The 20,098-nt window shown below is 41.3% G+C and carries 18 protein-coding genes and 1 riboswitch; of the genes, 15 read left to right on the top strand and 3 right to left on the bottom strand.

The features are described from left to right. Position 1 precedes the first annotated feature (1 nt). The 4 genes from C0213_08900 to C0213_08885 all read left to right on the top strand — a co-directional run bounded on the left by C0213_08900 (position 2) and on the right by C0213_08885 (position 2,540). On the top strand, positions 2-1,144 hold the full coding sequence (locus C0213_08900) for an alanine racemase (GenBank protein AUX12526.1): 1,143 nt from the start codon (positions 2-4) through the stop codon (positions 1,142-1,144). Between the two features lie 81 nt (positions 1,145-1,225). After that, complete coding sequence (locus tag C0213_08895; GenBank protein AUX12525.1) at positions 1,226-1,492, top strand: hypothetical protein; 267 nt, start codon at positions 1,226-1,228, stop codon at positions 1,490-1,492. 14 nt (positions 1,493-1,506) lie between these two features. Further along, complete coding sequence (locus C0213_08890; protein ID AUX12524.1) at positions 1,507-1,872, top strand: type II toxin-antitoxin system PemK/MazF family toxin; 366 nt, start codon at positions 1,507-1,509, stop codon at positions 1,870-1,872. Between the two features lie 95 nt (positions 1,873-1,967). Further along, a riboswitch (PreQ1 riboswitch) is annotated at positions 1,968-2,012 on the top strand. Positions 2,013-2,018: 6 nt separating this feature from the next. After that, a complete protein-coding gene (locus C0213_08885) occupies positions 2,019-2,540 on the top strand; it encodes a hypothetical protein (protein AUX12523.1) in 522 nt (173 codons plus the stop codon). A 570-nt stretch (positions 2,541-3,110) separates the two neighbouring features. Here the strand turns inward: C0213_08885 and C0213_08880 are convergent. Both C0213_08880 and C0213_08875 read right to left on the bottom strand, forming a co-directional pair. Then, complete coding sequence (locus tag C0213_08880; GenBank protein ID AUX12522.1) at positions 3,111-3,791, bottom strand: CBS domain-containing protein; 681 nt, start codon at positions 3,789-3,791, stop codon at positions 3,111-3,113. A gap of 181 nt (positions 3,792-3,972) precedes the next feature. After that, positions 3,973-5,352: a hypothetical protein gene (locus tag C0213_08875; GenBank protein ID AUX12521.1), complete on the bottom strand. Its 1,380-nt coding sequence runs from the start codon at positions 5,350-5,352 to the stop codon at positions 3,973-3,975. Positions 5,353-6,011: 659 nt separating this feature from the next. Here C0213_08875 and C0213_08870 point away from each other — a divergent pair. Continuing rightward, entirely contained in the window at positions 6,012-6,431 is a 420-nt protein-coding gene (locus C0213_08870; GenBank protein AUX12520.1) for a MarR family transcriptional regulator, read from the top strand. An 83-nt stretch (positions 6,432-6,514) separates the two neighbouring features. On the opposite strand, the gene C0213_08865 is transcribed toward C0213_08870, so the two are convergent. Continuing rightward, positions 6,515-7,492 carry an L-lactate dehydrogenase gene (locus C0213_08865; GenBank protein ID AUX12519.1) on the bottom strand — a complete coding sequence of 326 codons (978 nt, stop codon included), beginning with the start codon at positions 7,490-7,492 and terminating at the stop codon, positions 6,515-6,517. A 230-nt stretch (positions 7,493-7,722) separates the two neighbouring features. Between C0213_08865 and C0213_08860 the strand changes: the two genes are divergently transcribed. The 10 genes from C0213_08860 to C0213_08815 all read left to right on the top strand — a co-directional run bounded on the left by C0213_08860 (position 7,723) and on the right by C0213_08815 (position 20,060). Next, a complete protein-coding gene (locus C0213_08860) occupies positions 7,723-8,280 on the top strand; it encodes an aminoacyl-tRNA hydrolase (GenBank protein AUX12518.1) in 558 nt (185 codons plus the stop codon). A 69-nt stretch (positions 8,281-8,349) separates the two neighbouring features. Then, positions 8,350-11,871, top strand: a complete 3,522-nt coding sequence (gene mfd, locus C0213_08855; protein AUX12517.1) for a transcription-repair coupling factor — start codon at positions 8,350-8,352, stop codon at positions 11,869-11,871. A 36-nt stretch (positions 11,872-11,907) separates the two neighbouring features. Continuing rightward, positions 11,908-13,491: a sugar transporter gene (locus C0213_08850; protein ID AUX12516.1), complete on the top strand. Its 1,584-nt coding sequence runs from the start codon at positions 11,908-11,910 to the stop codon at positions 13,489-13,491. 9 nt (positions 13,492-13,500) lie between these two features. Beyond that, on the top strand, positions 13,501-13,767 hold the full coding sequence (locus C0213_08845) for an RNA-binding S4 domain-containing protein (protein ID AUX12515.1): 267 nt from the start codon (positions 13,501-13,503) through the stop codon (positions 13,765-13,767). A gap of 145 nt (positions 13,768-13,912) precedes the next feature. Then, positions 13,913-14,311, top strand: a complete 399-nt coding sequence (locus C0213_08840) for a septum formation initiator family protein (GenBank protein AUX12514.1) — start codon at positions 13,913-13,915, stop codon at positions 14,309-14,311. A gap of 120 nt (positions 14,312-14,431) precedes the next feature. Continuing rightward, on the top strand, positions 14,432-14,875 hold the full coding sequence (locus C0213_08835) for an RNA-binding protein S1 (protein ID AUX12513.1): 444 nt from the start codon (positions 14,432-14,434) through the stop codon (positions 14,873-14,875). A gap of 83 nt (positions 14,876-14,958) precedes the next feature. Then, entirely contained in the window at positions 14,959-16,338 is a 1,380-nt protein-coding gene (tilS, locus tag C0213_08830; GenBank protein ID AUX12512.1) for a tRNA lysidine(34) synthetase TilS, read from the top strand. 40 nt (positions 16,339-16,378) lie between these two features. After that, complete coding sequence (gene hpt, locus C0213_08825) at positions 16,379-16,924, top strand: hypoxanthine phosphoribosyltransferase (GenBank protein ID AUX12511.1); 546 nt, start codon at positions 16,379-16,381, stop codon at positions 16,922-16,924. A gap of 88 nt (positions 16,925-17,012) precedes the next feature. Continuing rightward, complete coding sequence (locus C0213_08820; protein AUX12510.1) at positions 17,013-19,109, top strand: cell division protein FtsH; 2,097 nt, start codon at positions 17,013-17,015, stop codon at positions 19,107-19,109. A 72-nt stretch (positions 19,110-19,181) separates the two neighbouring features. Further along, positions 19,182-20,060: an Hsp33 family molecular chaperone HslO gene (locus tag C0213_08815; GenBank protein ID AUX12509.1), complete on the top strand. Its 879-nt coding sequence runs from the start codon at positions 19,182-19,184 to the stop codon at positions 20,058-20,060. Positions 20,061-20,098 lie beyond the last annotated feature (38 nt).

Raw genomic sequence — 20,098 nt, 5'->3', positions numbered from 1 at the left:
CATGACAGTCGGCTACTTACGACCAACGCGCATTTTAGTTGATCAAAATGCAATTTATGAAAATATTCAAAACGAATTAAAACATCTTGAAGGGACAGATACTGTTATTTTTCCAGTATTGAAGGCTAATGCTTATGGGCACGGGTTGATTCCTGTGGCTGAGGTCGCACAAGCGGCAGGTGCGTCAGGCTTTTGTGTGGCGTTATTAGATGAAGCATTGGCGTTGCGTCAGGCTAATTTTACAGAACCCATCTTGGTTCTCGGAATCACCCAACCTAGCGAAATTGAATTAGCCGCTGCTAATCAAATCTCATTGACCGTTGGATCGCTTGAATGGTTGCAAGAAGCGGCTGAAATTGCACAGCGAGTGCCTTATTTCCATCCGCTTCACATCCACTTAGGCATTGATAGTGGTATGGGACGGATTGGTTTTAGAGACGAAGCTGAATTACTAGCAGCTGATGCGTTTATGAAAGCACATCCTGAATACTTCGATTTTGAAGGGGTATTCACGCACTTTGCCACAGCCGACGATCCTGATGATACTTATTTTAAGGAACAGAGCGCCCGTTTTAATCAATTAGTGGCCGTTTTGCCTAAAAAACCTAGATTTGTCCATGTTTCTAACTCAGCAACTAGTTTATGGCATGCGGCATGTAATGGCAATGTTATTCGGATGGGCATTAGTCTATATGGCCTCAATCCTTCGGGTGCGGCCATCCCGGATTTACCCTATCCGCTGAAGCCGGCGCTTGGGATTGAATCGGAACTAGTCTTTGTTAAACAAGTCGCAGCTGGTAGTAAAATTGGCTACGGTGCGACTTATGAAGCGTCTGAGGGTGAATGGGTTGGCACAATTCCAATGGGGTATGCTGACGGCTGGTTGAGACGAATGTCTGGGTCAACTGTTTTGGTGGATGGCCAACGGTGTGAAATTGTGGGCCGCATCTGTATGGATCAAATGATGATTCGTTTACCAAAACGTTATCCAGTCGGTACGAAAGTAGTCTTTGTTGGTAAGAGTGGCGACGATGAAATCACGCTACAAGAGCTGGCTGAGTATGCCGATACAATTCATTATGAAATTATTTGTGATTTATCAGATCGGATTCCCCGTGTTTATACCGGATTGAATGAAGACTAGCGCTTAACAATTTTGCTTATCTTCATTTCTGTGTTAGGATAAATACAGGTTAAAAAGTGTTGATTTCGGAGGCTGATGAAGATGGAAGCTAACCACGAACAATTATCCGTTAACTTAGACGTTAAATTAGTACAAGAGATTAAAACCTGTTGCGAGGTTTACGGCCTTGATGAGAATGATTTGATTCAAGATGCCATTCATGAATTTATGGCAACCCGGCAAACCAAGGTTGATAACGTCATTAACGGCTATGTCGAAATGGCCAATCTTAATAGTCAAATCGCCGCTGAATTCAATGCATGTGAAAGTGAGGCATACGCCCGCATTCGCACAGTTGATTTATCCTAATTGGAGGGATAGAAGTGGGAGAATTGATACAACGCGGTGATATTTATTATGCAGATTTATCACCAGTAGTAGGATCAGAACAGGGTGGGATGCGCCCCGTGTTAATTATTCAAAATGACGTGGGTAATCATCACAGTCCAACAGTAATCGTGGCAGCTATTACGGCGAAGATTCAAAAGCCAAAGTTGCCAACGCATGTCGGTATCACAGCCAAGGCCAATGGGGTCGAGCGGGATTCTGTCATCTTGTTGGAACAAGTCCGGACGATTGATAAACAACGTCTTAAGGACAAAGTGACGCATTTGGTTGCTGAGAAGATGCGCCAAGTTGATCGCGCGTTAACGATTAGCGTTGGGCTCCAACCTGTTTTGAATCCTTAATACATAAGTTAGTGCAAGAGCCACAGGGCAGGTACCTGAGGCTCTTTCTTTTTGGTATCGAACGTTCAGATGTGCTATGATAGTAATCGCATTGAAAAAACGTGGTTCGTAACCATCCCACGCTAAAAAACTAGGAGGATTATTAAATGACCAATCAAAATCGTTTGCGGAGTGTGATCTTAAACGGATTAGTGGCTGCGTTATATGTCGTATTATCACTATTTCCAGGGGTGCTAGGCCTTGCTTCTAGTCCCATTCAGTTCCGGGTGTCAGAAGGCTTAAACCATCTGGTGGTCTTCAATAAAAAATATTTATGGGGTGTCTTTGGCGGCGTGCTCGTCTTCAATTTCTTCTTTAGCTCTGAAAATAAAATTCTGGATACCTTATTTGGTGGCGGCCAAACCTTGTTGGCGTTATTAGTGCTAACACTGGTAATGCCCCATCTGCAGAAAACGTGGCAAAAGATGTTAGTCAATATCATCTTATTCACGGTATCGATGTTCATGATTGCTTGGATGATTGTTTTAACCGGTTCAACAGCTAAAACACAAGTACCATTCTGGCCAACCTATGCTACGTTGGCGATTTCAGAAGCCGTTATCATGACAATTACCGCACCGATTATGTATGCGATTGACCAAGTTTTACATTTTGAACGACAAATATAATAGCAAAAAAACGGCGCTAGGACAAAAGTGATTTTGTCTTTAGCGCCGTTTTTACTATTCGAACATTGATGGGTTAAACGTGCTTTTGTCAGTAACTTTCTGTGCTTTGCTAAACTTATCAAACCGGTGATTTCATCACCAATTCGCCAAGTTCTGCAAATGCTCAAAAGCTAAGCACTGACAACGCACTTTGTTTTTTAAACGTGCTTTTTGAAACTGACTTCTGCGCTTAGCGTCACTCGTCAAACAACTGCCTACAGCAGTTATTCACCGAGCTGTGCTAATGCTCAAAGTCCAACCGTTTCAAACGCACTTCTTTTCTTAAACGTGCTTTTGTCAGTAGCTTTCGGCGCTTTGCTAAACTTATCAAACCGGTGATTTCATCGCCAATTCGCTAAGTTCTGCAAATGCTCAAAAGCTAAGCACTGATAACGCACTTCCTCTTTAATGTGCTTTTTCAGGCATATTGTTGCAGTTAGCTACGTCTCGTAAACAATCGACCATATCACTTATTCACGGGATTAGGCTAAATCGCTACAATATAACTGCCTGAAACGTACTTCTTTTAATTTAAATCACGTTTTCAATTTCGTCAGAATCGTTACGAAGAACTTTACCTGATTGTAAGTCATCGATTTCGGGCACTTTAAACCCTTTTTTCTCAAGCTTATTGGTAATTTTTTTAAGGATTTCGATATCTAAGCCGCTAGGCAGTGTGAAGAGTGTTCGCCGAACGAATTCGTCTTGTTTAGCATCTAAGGTCATGCAGCTAGCAATTGAGGTGTACTTAGCGATAATTTTCGACATGGCAACCAAATCCCCTTGTTCACCGGCCGAAAGGACCGTGAGTACATAACTACTGAGTTCTAAGTTCCAAGCTTCTGAAAGCATGTTAAGGAGGGTACTGTGCGTTAAAATACCAAAGAAATTACTGTCTTCATCTAAGACGGCGATGTAAGGTAAATCCTTGATGTTGAAGAAGACCTTGAAAAATGGCGCATCAACCGGAATATACTTTGTCATATTCTTCAAGAGGCTGGTAACGGGCAATTGCATGTCGCCTCCTTGAGATTTATGCCGGTAGATGTGCATTTTATAAATATTGCCACGGAAGATCTTACCACTGGCATCTAAAACCGGCACACAACGGTAACCGGAATCTTCCAAAATGGTTAAGGCCTCTTCGAGGGTCACGGATTCTTCAATTGTGGTTAGACGTTCTTTGGGTAACACTAGGGATTTGATTAACATAAGCATTTCTCCTTAGATTAAAATTCTCTCATATACTGATGTAATCATAGCATACCATTGCCTTAATTAAAATAACTAGTTTTTCGACTTGGCGAAAAAACAATTAAATATTAATGAGATTCAAAAAGGCCCTAAAAAGACAATCGCATGAATTGCTTTTTAGGACCTTTTTTAAGTTGTTTTAGATGACAACCACTGGAATACCTTCACTAACGGTATTGTAAAGTTGGGCCATAATGGTTGGTGGGGTATTGATACAGCCGTGTGAGCCATGTTCTTGATACCAAGTACCACCATATTTAGGTTGCCATGGCGAATCGTGAATACCAACGCCGGTTTCGTCGATTGGCATCCAGTAGTTAACAGGACTAGCGTACTCACTAACACCGTCAAAGTTGGTTCCTTTTAAAGTAGCATTTCGTTCTTTCTTCCAAATACTCCAAACACCACTTGGCGTTGTTTGGGGTGGTCGTGCTGTCACGACATCGGTTTGGATTGTGACTTTACCGTTTTGATAGAGCCACATATGTTGCGCTTTTTTATCGATTTCAATGTAGGTTGAACCAACACTGCGATCTTTTTGGGCCATACCGGAACCGCGGATAACGGCAGTTCGCGAGAAGTCTTTGCCTTCAGGGACTTCTTTCATGAGGGCAGTGATTTCATCAGCCGGAGAAATGCTCCAGCCGTAAATGCCAGCAGGCACAGTCACTGTTCCTTGTTTGGTTGATTTAAAAGTTAATGGTTTATCGTAGGTATCATATTTTGTCTTGAGTTGGTAAACGTAGTTGGAAACGGCGGTTTTATTAAGTGATACCGCACCATCATTATTGACTAGCCAACCTTGAATAGTGGCCTTAGGAACTGTAAATTCGTTACCGTTGACTGAATAATGAATTTTTTCATTACTAATCGTCGCCATTTTCTGGGCTGTTTTTTGAAGCGCTGAATCGGTTGATTTAATAGTTGGCACAGTATAGTCCTGCTTTAAATTAATCGTAGTCTTCCCTTGGTTAATGGCTGTATTGATTGTTTTGGCGAATTTCGCCTGATCAATTTGATTACCATTGACTTCTTTAATAATCTCAAAATTTTCATTAACTAACTTAATCGTCGCATTCTTAGAAGCCGTACGATTAGTATTTAGCTTGGCAACTGTTTGGTCTGTGAATTGCTTAAAAGTTTGTTGATTTAAAATAAGGGCATTTTCAGATTGCAATTTCTTTGGATTGCTTAACTGATGACCAAGCCAAGTCCAACCGTTTTGTGAAGCTTGAATCTTCTTCAAAAGGGGTTGGAAGTTATGACTAAAGCCAGCTTCCTTGGCGGTAAAAGATAAACGCGTGGCTTGATCTTCTTTTAATGTAAACTTTTGGTGATTGACTTGCTTGAGTAATGCGTCGTTAGCTTCGGCAGGGGACTTACCGCTAATGTTGGTGCCAGCAACTACCGTGTTTGGTAAAAATACTTTGTTGTAGTGGAAACTCATGGCCGAATAACCACCGATTAAAATAACGGCTGCGATGCCCAAAGCGGTATAAGTTTTCTTTGAAACCTTCACAACATCAACTCCAATCTTTCTGATAGATTAATCATACCCTAAATAGTTTTTAATTACAAAGGACGTTAACTAATAGTAAGCATACTAGAAAGCGGCTTAAAAAGAAATATGAAAGCTTGATTATTAGATAATTTTAAGGAACAACAGCTAAAGGGCTTAACAATCTAATGGGGGTAGGCGCAATTATTAAAATCGGATGAATGGTTATTAGGATAAAAGTGGTCTCGCTCTGATTTCACAGTAGAAACTAATACCTTGATAAGTAGAGATGATGTTTGTGAAGAAATTTCGAATGATAGAATAAAAAATAAATAAACATATTAATGCTATTAATATTTTGTGTTAATATTTTAACAATTAACTATTGTCAACGATATAGTATTGCGATATGATAAGTGTTGTTAACAATATTAAAAAGGCTCTAGATAAGCAGTTTAGCGATTCTGAAAAATCTGGACACTGCGATTTTCAGAAGGGAAATAGCTATAAATGAAGTGTGAAAATAAATATTAAATATTTTAATCATAATTAATATTTTATACATAGGTATTTCGGTAACTAATTATCGGGGCTGAATAGATAATGGAATTCAAAATGGTATATGCCGTATATGTACAGCGAAAAATTAAAAAATACTAATTTATATAGGAGGTAAGATAATGGTCGATAAAGCAGACACAAGAATGCAATTGTTAGGGGAATGGTACTCAAAATTACAGCAAATCGCAGCCAAACTAAATACAATTAGCCGTAAGTATGATGTTAGTTTTGAACAATTCTTAGTGATTGAACAAATTATTGAAGAAGAAAGAAAATCACCAAGTGAATTGGCAATTTTCTTCAAAACGTCATTACCAGCGGTGTCGAGAAAGTTAAATCTCTTACAGTCTAAGCAGCTGATTTACAAGGTACGCGGCGAACAAGATGACCAACGCTTAATGCGGGTCAATGCGACACCTGAAGGGGTTAAAATCTATGAGTCGATTAAGTCGGAATTACTCACTTGGGATGCACAACTTAAAGACCATGATATTAATTTGATGACAATGGTCAATCATACCTTAGAACAAGCGAACTAAAAAGCGAGCAGATTTTATGTAGCTAAAAAAGGTCCGGACAAAGTTAACTTTGTCCGGACCTTTTTAATTAGCCATAATTGAGATTATTGGCGAGTTTCGATATCTAATTCTTCAAAAGCTTTTGTAACGATATCTTTTAATTGTTTTGCAGATTTGTGCATGCTTTCCATTTCGTGGTCTGTCAATGGAATTTCAAGGATATTAGTAATACCTGAACGGTTGATAACAGCAGGTGAACCGATAAAGATATCGTTCAAGCCGTATTGGCCATCCATGTATACTGATAATGGTAAGACAGCATTTTCGTCGTCTAAGATAGCCTTAGTAATACGAGCTAAGGCAGTACCGATACCGTAGAATGTAGCACCTTTTAAGTTAATGATTGTGTAAGCAGCGTCGCGAACACTTTCGAAGATCTTAACAAGTTCTTCTTCTTTAACTTCTGGATGAGCTTTAACCCATTCAGAAATCTTGATGCCACCGATGTTAGCATGTGACCATACAGGGAATTCTGTATCACCATGTTCACCCATGATATAAGCATGGACCGAACGTGCGTCAACGTTAACCATTTCAGCGATATCTTTACGGAAACGAGCTGAGTCAAGTGATGTACCTGAACCGATAACGCGTTCCTTAGGGAAACCTGATAATTTCCATGTAGCATAAGTTAAGATATCAACTGGGTTAGCAGCAACTAAGAAGATACCGTTAAAGCCTGATTCAACAATAGGATCAACGATTGTCTTCAAGATTTTAAGGTTTTTGCTTACTAAGTCTAAACGTGTTTCACCTGGTTTTTGTGGTGCACCAGCAGTGATAACAACCACGTCAGCATCTTTTGCATCTGAGTATTCAGCAGCATAGATTTTCTTAGGAGAAGTGAAAGCTAATGCATCAGATAAATCGATTGCATCACCTTGTGTTTTTTCTTTAAAGATATCTACGATACCAACTTCTTGTGCAATACCTTGTAATGTTAAAGCATAAGCGTAGCTAGAACCTACAGCGCCGTCGCCGACGAGGATAACTTTTTGGTGATCTTTTTCAATGTTTGCCAATATAATGACGTCCTTTCTGTAAAACAATTCTTCATTTCGAAAACCAGTATAGCATAATTTGCATGAAAGTTCGCTAATTTTGTTTAAATTTTCAGAAAACTATTTATTTCCTAATATAGAAAGAAAATGGGGTATGGTATAATAAACAGCAATAACAAACGTCGACTGGGGAGAGCAACTTCTCAGTATTTTTGCGTTATAACGGCGATTTTGAAGAAGAGGTAAGACAAATGAAGATGATCGTTGGTTTGGGGAATCCGGGCAGTAAATATGCTAAAACGAAACATAATATTGGCTTTATGGTAATCGACCAATTATGTGAAAAATACAACGTAACACTCAATAAACATGATTTTGAGGCCGAATATGGTAGCTTCAAATACGAAGGTGAAACCATCCTGTTAGTTAAACCGCTAACATTTATGAATGACTCTGGTCGTTCAGTTGGGCCTTTGATGAGCTACTATCAAGTTGGAATTGATGAATTATTAGTCATCCAAGATGATATGGATTTAACGATGGGCAAATTGCGCCTCCGTCAAAAGGGCTCAGCAGGTGGTCATAACGGCATTAAAAGTATTATTGCGCACACGAAGAGCCAGACCTTCAAGCGCCTTAAAATCGGGATTCAACATCCGCAAAAAAGTACGGTGGTCAATTGGGTCCTAACACCATTTGATAAAGATGGCGCACCAGTGATTAATCAAGCGATTGATCAAGCTTGCGAAGCAATCGATGATTGGTGTCAAAACGACGATTTCATGAAAACGATGAATAAATTTAATTAGCGTGCGCCAGTAGGCGATATCGCTAATTTCTAGCAGTCACAAATTTCAAGAAAGTAAGGGACCTTTTGAATGGATTTAATTTCAATGCTGGGTGATACCCAGCAAGTGCAATCCGTATTAGAAAATCAAAAGCCAGGCGTCAGACAATTGCTGACTGGGCTTTCAGGCTCAGCCAAGACGCTTTTTTTGGCGACGATTTATAAACAACAGCGCCAACCATTATTGATCATTGAAAGTAATATGTTTCAAGCTAATCAGGTGGCTGAGGATTTAGCTAACCAGTTAAATGGGGACCAAATTTATACCTTTCCGGTTGAAGAAGTGATGGCAGCTGAAATGGCGGTTAGTTCGCCAGAATCAAGAGCTGAACGTGTCCGAACGTTGAGCTTTTTGGCAACCGGTAAAAAAGGGATTGTTGTGACGTCAGTTGCAGGGATGCGACGGTTATTGCCAACCGTACGACAATGGCGCGATAGTCAGACCCAAATCAAAATGGGTGGCGAAGTTGATCCGAAAATCTTGGGCGCTCAATTGGCCGAAATGGGCTATCACCGCGATAAATTAGTGGGAAAACCTGGCGAGTTCGCAATGCGGGGAGATATTATTGATATCTTCCCCCTCGATACGGAAAATCCGGTTCGGATTGAACTCTTTGATACAGAGGTTGATGCAATCCGTTCATTTGAGGCTGATACGCAACGGAGCATTGAAAATCTCGAGAGTGTCGACCTCATGCCAGCAACCGATTTATTAGCGAATACGGCACAACTTGAAATGGCCGGAGAAGCACTGCAAGTCGATTATCAGCAAGCAGCAGCTAAGCTAACGGTCAAAGATGATCAAAAGGCGTTAGCCGTGAACTTTGAAACCCCGATTAGTCGGTTGTTGGCGGGCGAGCGTTTTGAAAATTTGGCGCTTTTTGTCGATTATCTTTACCCCGATCATACGAGTTTAATTGATTACTTTAAGAATAGTGGGTTAGTGATTTTTGATGATTACCCCCGCATTCAAGAAACCCAACGCGTCTTAGCGGAAGAAGCCGCTAATTGGCAGACTGAGATGTTAGGCAGTCGCCGGTTATTACCGGCGCAAAAACTATTGGTTGATGTCCACAGTTTAATGAAGCAAGATCAACACGCCCATTTATATTTATCCTTATTCCAAAAGGGAATGGGACAATTAAAATTGGATACGTTAGGCAATATGCCCACGCGGAATGTCCAGCAATTCTTTAGCCAAATGCCTTTATTAAAAACGGAAATGAGTCGTTGGCAAAAGCAACAGCAAACTGTCGTTGTTTTAGTATCAGATGCCAAACGGGTGAAGAAGATTGACCAAACCTTCCACGATTTTGAGATTGAAGCGACGGTCACGACCAAAACCAAATTGGTGGCGGGGCAGATTCAAATTGTCCAAGGGTCATTGCAAAATGGTTTTGAGTTACCAGATTTAAAATTAGTCGTTCTGACTGAAAAAGAATTATTTAATACCGCCCCCAAAAAGAAGGTGCGCCGGCAAACGTTAGCCAATGCGGAACGCTTAAAGAGTTATAGCGAATTAAAACCGGGCGATTATGTCGTGCATGTCAATCACGGGATTGGTGAATACGTTGGGATGGAGACCTTAGAAGTTGACGGTGTCCATCAGGATTACATTACCATCTTGTATCGAGATAATGGGAAGTTATTCATCCCGGTGACGCAATTGGACATGGTGCAAAAATACGTCTCAGCCGAATCCAAAACACCTAAGATTAATAAATTAGGTGGCGCGGAATGGCAAAAGACGAAGAGTAAGGTTTCCGCTAAAATTGAAGATATAGCGGATGATTTAATCGAATTGTACGCGCAACGGGAAGCCGAAAAGGGTTATGCCTTTCCTAAAGATGATCAATTACAAGCTGATTTTGAAAATCAATTTGCGTACCCAGAAACGGATGATCAATTACGCAGTACAGCTGAGATTAAGCACGATATGGAAAAAGTTCGGCCAATGGACCGTTTACTAGTCGGCGATGTGGGCTTTGGGAAAACCGAAGTTGCCTTACGCGCTGCGTTTAAAGCAGTTGCGGCTGGTAAACAGGTTGCTTTCCTAGTTCCGACCACGATTTTGGCGCAACAACATTACGAGAATATGTTAGCGCGGTTTGCGGATTTTCCAGTAGAAATTGGGTTATTATCCCGCTTTAAGACGCGTAAAGAAGTGACGGCCACGCTTAAAGGTTTAGAAAAAGGGCAAGTGGATATCGTCATTGGAACGCATCGGTTATTATCAAAAGATGTGGTCTTCAAGGATCTGGGCCTATTAATCGTCGATGAAGAACAACGGTTTGGGGTTAAACATAAGGAACGACTTAAACAATTAAAAGCACAAGTTGATGTGTTAACCTTAACGGCAACCCCGATTCCGCGGACGTTACACATGTCGATGTTGGGTGTGCGGGATCTTTCGGTTATTGAAACGCCCCCGACTAACCGGTATCCGATTCAAACTTATGTGATGGAACAAAATTTCGGTGCGATGCGAGAAGCGATTGAACGGGAACTGGAACGTAATGGTCAAGTCTTTTATCTGCATAATCGCGTTAGTGATATTGAACAAACCGTCGATGAGATTCAAGCGCTTGTGCCAGAAGCAACTGTCGGCTATGCGCATGGGCAAATGACAGAGGCCCAACTAGAAGGGGTCATTTACGACTTTGTTCAGGGGAAGTACGATGTGTTAGTCACAACGACGATTATTGAAACCGGGGTTGATATGCCCAACGTTAATACGATGATTGTCGAAGATGCTGATCATTACGGCTTGTCCCAACTGTATCAATTACGGGGGCGGATTGGCCGGAGTAGTCGGGTCGCTTATGGGTACTTTATGTATAAACCGGATAAGGTATTGACTGAAGTCAGCGAGAAACGTCTGCAAGCTATTAAAGACTTTACCGAGTTGGGTTCTGGCTTCAAAATTGCGATGCGTGATTTATCAATTCGAGGCGCCGGTAACTTATTAGGTAAACAACAACACGGCTTTATCGATTCAGTCGGGTTTGATTTATACTCACAAATGCTCAGTGAAGCGGTCGCTAAGAAACAAGGTAAGAAAGTGGCAGCTAAGACTAACGCCGAGATTGATTTGAAGCTCGAAGCTTACTTGCCGGATGATTATATCAATGATCAACGGCAAAAAATTGAAATTTACAAACGAATTCGCCAAATGGATACAGAAGCGGCCTTTACAGAAATCCAGAGCGATTTAATTGATCGCTTTGGGGATTACCCGGTTCAAGTCGCCCATCTCTTAACAATCGGTCAATTAAAAATGAATGCCGATGATGCCCTAATCGAAACGATTAAGCAAGTCAAAGACAAGCTTCAAGTTGTCTTATCACCAAAAGGCAGTCGCTTAGTTTCTGGCGAGCAGATTTTTGAAGCCTTGTCAGCAACCCGTTTGAAGGCCACGGTGGGGTTCGAACAAGAAAAATTAAGTGTGACGTTAATTATCCAACCTAAGATGAAGACTGGCGATTGGTTACGTGAATTGGCGATTTTTGTGGAAACACTCGTTGAAATCGAAAAGCAGCAGTTGGCAAAATAACCGCTAGTTATTGGTAGCGATTATCGGAGGGATTCGATGCAAAATAAACAGATGCAACATTTAATGAAGGGGGCCGTTGTCTTATCAATTGCTTCCTTTGTTGCCAAAATATTGAGTGCGGTCTATCGGATCCCATTTCAAAATATGGTTGGCAATACTGGGTTTTACGTTTATCAGCAAGTTTACCCTATCTATGGGATTGGGATGACCTTTGCGTTAAGTGGGTTCCCAGTTTATATTTCTAAAATTGTGGCTGAAGAAACGGCTCCGGCTGAGCAAACCCAGATTTTACGGCGGTCATTTGCGCTATTAGGATTATTCGGGGCACTGATCTTTTTCTATTTGCAATATCAAGCACCAGCCATTGCAGTGGCCATGGCGGATGCTGAATTGGCACCAATCATTAGAATGGTGTCGTATATGTTTTTACTGATGCCGTTTTTAGCGGTCACACGAGGGTATTTCCAAGGGATCTTCAACATGGTTCCGACGGCGACCTCGCAAGTGGCCGAACAACTCGTTCGCGTGGTTGTGATTATCCTGGCGGCGTGGTTATCATTGAAGCTACACTGGTCTGTTTATGAAATGGGCACCTGGGCGATGTCCGGCGCCTTTTTCGGGGGGCTGGTAGCGACCGTCGCTTTATTGAAACCGGCGGAAAAAGCTTTTGTGCTCAGAGGGACAAAACCAAAGGGCATTAACTTAGGTGCGTACCGTTCATTGGCTAAACGCTTATTAATAGAAGGTGGCTCGATTTGTCTGTTTGCTTCATTAATAGTGTTACTACAGTTGGTTGATTCATTTACGGTTAAAAAAGGCTTAGTGGCCAGTGGCTTAACTGAGGATCTTGCTAAAAACCTTAAAGGGATATTTGATCGGGGCCAGCCGCTCGTACAGTTAGGCTTAGTCATCTCAATGGCTTTTTCATCGACTTTGATTCCAAGTCTCTCGCGGGCACGACAACAACAACAAGATCATCAGTTCCAACAAGTCGCTGAATCATTGATTCATATCAGTTTAGGCCTCTCGGCGGCGGCAACGACTGGTTTGATGATTCTCATGCCACAAGTGAACTACTTGTTGTTTGGGGATGCAGATGGGAACAAAGCCTTAGTGTGGTACATGCTAAGTATCGTAATTATTGCGCTGATCAATGCCTGCAATAGTGTTTTGCAGAGTTTGGATCAGTTCCATAAGACGACAATTGCGCTATTAATCGGCCTTTTCGTCAAAGTGGTCATTAATCAATGGTTGGTACAACACTACCAAATTGTGGGTGCGAGCGTGGGGACTGTTATTAGCTTAGGGGTTGTGTTAGCCTTAATCTTGCGGCAATCTCCGGAATTGGTACGAGAGGCCCTAGATGGCCAACATTTTACAGGTAAATTGGTTTTGATCTGTGGCATCATGGCGGTAGCGGTTCGCTTTGTGGTAACTGTTATTCAACCTAGTCTGGTCTCAAGGGGCCAAGCTGTTTTAGGCGCTGGTATTGGGATTGCAGTCGGGGTGCCCATCTTTATCGGCCTTGCTTTAGCATGGCAATTATTCTCGATTCGGGAATGGTTAACGATACCCGGTGGTAAACAATTGCTGAAACTAGCACAAAAATTAAAAAGGTAGGCGACACTAATGAGATTAGATAAGTTTTTAAAAGTATCACGGATTATTAAACGACGTTCAGTTGCAAAGGAAATTGCAGATAAAGGCCGGATTTTAATTAATGATCGGCAAGCAAAGTCTTCAAGTAACGTGGTTGTCGGCGATAAATTGGAAATTGGTTTTGGTAATAAAACGATGATTGTCAAGATTACACAAATTATCGAAACAACCAAGAAGAGCGATGCAGCAGAAATGTACGAAATCCTTGAAACTAAGGTTGCAGAAAATTTTGAATAAGGTCTTTTAATAGGCGATATTAGTGGTTTAGTCCAGTTTGTTAAGGATAATCACTAATATCGCCTATTTTAATGATATTGGTTGACGTTGTTTTTGATAACTTGCTATAATAAAGGGATTACAACCAGTGATTGGAGGGGCTAGCGTGAGTCGTAAGATAACGAAGATTGAAAATGCCTATACGAAACAACAGGCAGCTAAACAGAAGGTTGAACAAAAATCAAAACGAACACGGACGGTTCATAAACGTCGATTATTAGCGCTCGGGATGATTGCGTTAATTCTTTTTAGTGTTTGCGGCATTCAAATCCTGCAAACCCACCATTCTCTGGCATTAATTGAGAAACAAACAGTTGCTAAAAAACAATCCTTAAAAAAGGCCAAGGCCAAAGAAGCGGATTTAAAGGTACAAGTTTCTCAGTTACATAATGATGACTATTTAGCGAAGTACATTCGCTATAAATACTATTATTCAAAGAAGGGTGAAACAATCTATAGTTTGCCCCAAGATAAGGCACCAAATTTAAACGAACAACAAAAATAATTTCGCTTTACAGCCTTGTTTCAAGGGTAAAGCGTGCTATACTTATTTTATTAAATATCACAAGTTTGTGATTAAAAGTTTGACGAGTTCAAACGACCATTTAGGAGGACGTAGTTTTATATGGCAGTTGAAGTTGGTTCAAAAGTTCCTGGTAAGGTAACAGGTATTACGAATTTTGGCGCTTTCGTTGATTTAGGAGAAGGCAAGACCGGATTAGTCCACATCAGTGAAGTTTCTGATAGTTATATCAAGGATATTCACGATGTCTTAACAGTTGGGGACGAAGTGACTGTGAAGGTGATGTCAGATCAAAACGGAAAAATCGGATTATCCATTCGAAAAGCGGTTGATCAACCTAAGGTGCAAGAGCATACTCGGCCACAATCTAGTCGTCCAAATAACAATCGCGGTGGGTATCGTAAACCTGAACATACAAGCGCGCCTAAGAAAGAAGGCTTTGACGATTTACTATCAGGCTTCTTAAAAGATAGTGAAGATCGTTTGTCTACTATTAAACGCAATACAGAAGGTAAACGTGGGGGCCGTGGCGGTCGTCGTAGTTAATCAAAAATCATGATAGAGGTTGGGTTTTAAGTTTAGTGATTAAACTTTTGACCCAACCTCTATTCATTTGAAGGAGAATTAAGATGCTAGAACAAGCTTTTCAAAACGAGATGCACCGCTACCATTTTTGGCCAGCCGGCGCCAAAGTCATCGTGGCGACGTCAACTGGTGTTGACTCGATGGTTTTGCTGACCCTTTTGCAACGCTTACCTGTAGCACTTAAGCCCCGGTTGGTTGTTGCCCACGTCAATCATGAGTTACGCGCAGAAAGTGTGACAGAAGAAGCTTATTTACGGCAATTCTGTCTGGAAAATGAACTACCACTGCAAGTGGCGCATTGGCCGCTTAAACAACACCCACAAACGGGAATCGAAGCGGCCGCCCGGGCATTTAGATATCAATTTTTTGAACAGCTAATGACCACTGAAAAGGCAGATTATCTCGTCACGGCGCATCACGGCGATGACCAATTAGAAACCCTGATGATGAAATTTATTCGTAGTGGTGAACTACACGAAATGCGGGGCATTCAAATTCAGCGGCCGTTTGCCCAAGGAATGTTGATTAGACCCTTATTACCGTTTGCTAAGCAGGATTTGCGTGACTATGCCTTAGCCAATAACATCACGTCTTTTGAAGATCAGACAAACTATGAGACGACTGTCTTGCGGAATCGGGTTCGCCATACGTTGGTGCCTTTTTTAAAACAAGAAAATAAGCACGTATTACAAAATGCTAATCGCTTCAGCCGGCAATTAACGGCTTTATTGGCACAACAAGCACAGTTGACGACGGCGTTATTACCATTGCTAGATTTGAAGATCACCGACAAAGTTGTTAGTGGTCAGCTCAAGGCGATTAAAACATTGCCGACAGCACAACAGACAGCCATCTGGCAACTTATTATTAAACAATATTTCGCGCCTATCAGTCCGCTCAAAGAAACGCAGTTACAACAGCTCCACCAATTAGTGCAATCAACGACTAAACCACAAGGTCAGTTAGCGCTTGGTCAGGGTGTGGTGTTGACTAAAACCTATGAGCGTTTCCGAATTGGGCAATTAACCAACGATGACGTCATGGTGAAAGCTGAAAAAAGTCGAACACTAACGCTGAATCACTGGTGCGTACTTCCAAATAACGAACAAATTGGGATTTTCGAAATTAACCATTTGCCCCGTAAACTATCGGGTCAACAATTGATCTGGCTAGCAGCTGAGCAATGGCCAATCGTTGCCAAACCATGTCAGTTAACCGATGCAATTATGATTGATAAAACCCACCATAAAACCCTTAAGCGCCTTTTTATTGACTTGAAGGTCCCCCAGGAAAAGCGCCTGAATAGTTGGGGCGTGTGGTCGCAAGAAACGCTGATTGGTCATCCTGAATTTAGAGTTTCAGCATTGTTTAATCACGAACAAACTGGTAAAATACGGTACGTACTATGTTATGCAAATGAATAAAGAATATTCAGGCTTTACTAAAAAAATGGAGGCTAGCTCAATGTTAGAACAAGATATCGAACGTATTTTATACACCAGAGAAGACATCCAACGGGTCAATGAAAAATTGGGCAAGCAAATTACGGCAGATTACCAAGGTAAAAACCCATTAATGATTGGGATTTTAAAAGGCGCCATTGTCTTTATGACCGATCTAATTCGGGAAATTGATTTACACGTTGAAATTGATTTTATGGATGTTTCAAGTTACGGTGATGGCACGATTTCATCTGGCGAAGTAAAGATTATCAAGGATCTCGATACGAGCGTTCAAGGACGTGACATTATTATTGTTGAAGATATTGTCGACACGGGGCGGACGTTGAATTATTTGATGGCGATCTTGAAGACGCGCCAAGCTAATTCGATTAAAGTTTGCACTTTAATGGACAAACCAAGTCGTAGAGTTGTGCCAGTTCATTCGGATTATGTTGGGATGGAAGTGCCAAATGAATTCGTTGTTGGATACGGTTTAGATTATGCCGAACGTTACCGTAATATGGGCACAATTGGCGTTTTGAAACCGGAAATTTATTCGGGTAAATAAATGGTCAATGAAAGTCAGATATGTTATAGTTTAACAGTGTCAAAAGGACACAGTGTCACAAATGATGAGAAGCTTCAGGAGGTCACGTATGAACAACAAGAAGAATAGACTGTTCAGTAATAGTCTGTTTTACATTATTATCCTAGTGGCTTTAGTCGGTGTATTTTCATTCTTCATGAATGGCAATGGCGGATCAGAGTCTAAGGAAGTTCAATCAAGTACTTTTTTAAGTGAGTTGAAAACAGATAAGGTTAAATCGTTCTCAATTCAACCAACAAATGGTATTTATAAAATTTCAGGGGAATATCGTAAAGCACAAAAGGACGAACAGCCTAAATCAACATTTTTTGGTTCACAATCAAAAAATAAGAAAGTGACACACTTTACAACCACTTTATTACAAAGTGATTCACAAGTTAGTGCCATTACGAATTTAGCTAACCAAAACAAAACAAAGATTGAAACAATGCAAGAACCACAATCTGGTTGGTGGGTTAGCATCTTAAGCCTAATCTTGCCACTAATTATTATGTTCGGTTTATTCTACATGATGATGGGTCAAGCAGGTCAAGGCGGTGGCCAAGGCGGCCGGATGATGAACTTTGGTAAATCCAAAGCGCAAAAAGCGGATAAGGGTGCGAATAAAGTCCGCTTCTCTGATGTTGCTGGCGCTGAAGAGGAAAAACAAGAATTGGTCGAAGTTGTCGAATTCTTGAAAGACCCTCGTAAGTTTGCGGCATTAGGCGCACGGATTCCAGCCGGGGTATTACTCGAAGGACCTCCAGGTACTGGTAAAACATTATTAGCGAAAGCCGTTGCTGGTGAAGCGGGTGTACCGTTCTTCTCAATCTCTGGTTCTGATTTCGTTGAAATGTTTGTCGGTGTTGGTGCTAGCCGTGTTCGTGATTTATTCGAACAAGCTAAGAAATCAGCACCATCAATCATCTTTATTGATGAAATTGATGCTGTTGGGCGTCAACGTGGTGCCGGGATGGGTGGCGGCCACGATGAACGTGAACAAACATTAAACCAAATGTTAGTTGAAATGGATGGTTTCTCAGGGAACGAAGGCGTGATTGTCATCGCTGCTACTAACCGTTCAGATGTCTTAGATCCAGCCCTCTTACGTCCAGGTCGTTTTGACCGGAAGATCCTTGTCGGTCGTCCAGACGTTAAGGGCCGTGAAGCTATCTTGAAAGTTCATGCCAAGAACAAACCATTAGCAGACGACGTTGATTTAAAAGAAATTGCCCAACAAACACCAGGTTTTGTGGGTGCTGACCTTGAAAACTTATTAAACGAAGCAGCCCTTGTGGCAGCGCGTCGTAGTAAGAAAGATATCGATGCTTCTGATGTTGATGAAGCCGAAGATCGGGTAATTGCCGGTCCTGCTAAGCGCGATCGTGTTATCAATCCTAAAGAACGTGAAACAGTGGCTTATCACGAAGCTGGTCATGCAATTATCGGTTTAGTATTAAGTGATTCACGTGTCGTTCGGAAGGTCACGATTGTACCACGTGGGCGTGCTGGCGGATATGCCATCATGTTACCTAAGACCGATCAATTCTTGATGAGTAAGAAAGAATTGACGGAACAAATGACTGGTTTAATGGGTGGTCGGACAGCTGAAGAAATTATCTTCAACTCTCAATCAACCGGTGCTTCAAACGATTTCGAACAAGCAACCGAGATTGCACGTGGCATGGTTACCCATTACGGGATGACTGAAAAATTAGGAACGGTGGCCCTTGAAAAAGAAGGCCAACCATTCGTCGGGGCTGCTTACGGTCAAGGCCCAGCCTTTTCTGAAGCAACGGCCGCTGCAATTGATAGCGAAGTTCGTCGTTTAATCGACGAAGCACATCAACAAGCAACTGAAATTATTCAAGCACACCGTGAACAACACAAGTTGATTGCTGAAATGTTATTGAAGTATGAAACATTAAACGAAAAAGAAATCTTAAGCTTATTCAATGATGGTAAGATGCCTGAAAAGAATGCTGAAGAATTCCCAAGTGAAAAAGCAGCTACTTTTGAAGAAGCTAAAAAAGCACTTGAAGCAAAAGAAGCAGAAAAAACTGACTCAGAATTAGAGGCTGAACAAGCTGATTCAGAAACAACAGAAGTTGCGGACGATACTGCTGATTCAAAACCAACTAATGATGACTCAAACGATAATGCATAATCGGTTATAATGAAAAGGTCGACACGATTAGTGGTCGACCTTTTTGTATCAAATAAATAAAGAGGTAGCATAATGAAGGATTATTTAGTCAAACAAGTATCAGAAGATGGCCAATTACGGGCTTATGCTGTAAATGCCACACAAGTTGTCACAGAAGCACAAGAAAAACATGATACATGGCCTACATCATCAGCCGCTTTTGGTCGGACGATTGTTGGGACATTACTATTAAGTGCTGCGGGTTTAAAAGGCGACACTAAGATGACGGTTAAGGTTGATGGCGATGGCCCTGTCGGAAAAATCGTAGTTGACGGTAACGCGCAAGGGACGGTTAAGGGTTATGTTACGAACCCCCACGTTAACTTACCTTCAAATGAGAAAAATAAGATTGATGTTAAAGCCGGCGTCGGGACAACGGGGACGTTAAGCGTCACTAAAGATCTCGGCCTTAAAGAACCCTTCACGGGGCAAGTGCCATTAGTTTCCGGTGAATTAGGTGAAGATTTTACTTACTACTTAGCAAAATCAGAACAAACACCATCAGCAGTTGGCGTTTCAGTCTTTGTCAATGAAGATAGCACAATCGGCGTTGCCGGTGGTTTTATGATTCAAATCTTACCAGGCGCAGATGATCGCTTGATTGACGTATTAGAAGCACGACTACAAGAAATGCCACTTGTTTCAGAATTATTGCAACAAGGGATGACCCCTGAAGAAATCATCACCGAAATTGTTGGCGAATTACCAATGAAGACATTGGAAGAATTACCGGTTAAATACGAATGTGATTGTTCTAAGGAACGATTTGCTAAAGCACTCAGTTCAATTGCGCCCCAAGATTTAAAACAATTAATTGAAGAAGATCACGGTGCCGAAGCAACATGTCGGTTTTGTGGCAAACAATATCAATTTAGTGAAGCAGATTTGAAAGCTATCTTAGCAGAACAATAGGACGGAATTTTTGCCTGAAAGATAATTTTTTGCTATGA

It is taken from the genome of Latilactobacillus sakei (assembly GCA_002953655.1).
GTDB classification, from domain to species: Bacteria; Bacillota; Bacilli; order Lactobacillales; family Lactobacillaceae; genus Latilactobacillus; species Latilactobacillus sakei_A.
The sequence above is the reverse complement of the archived record's forward strand: the minus strand, read 5'-3'. Positions and strand labels throughout refer to the sequence as shown.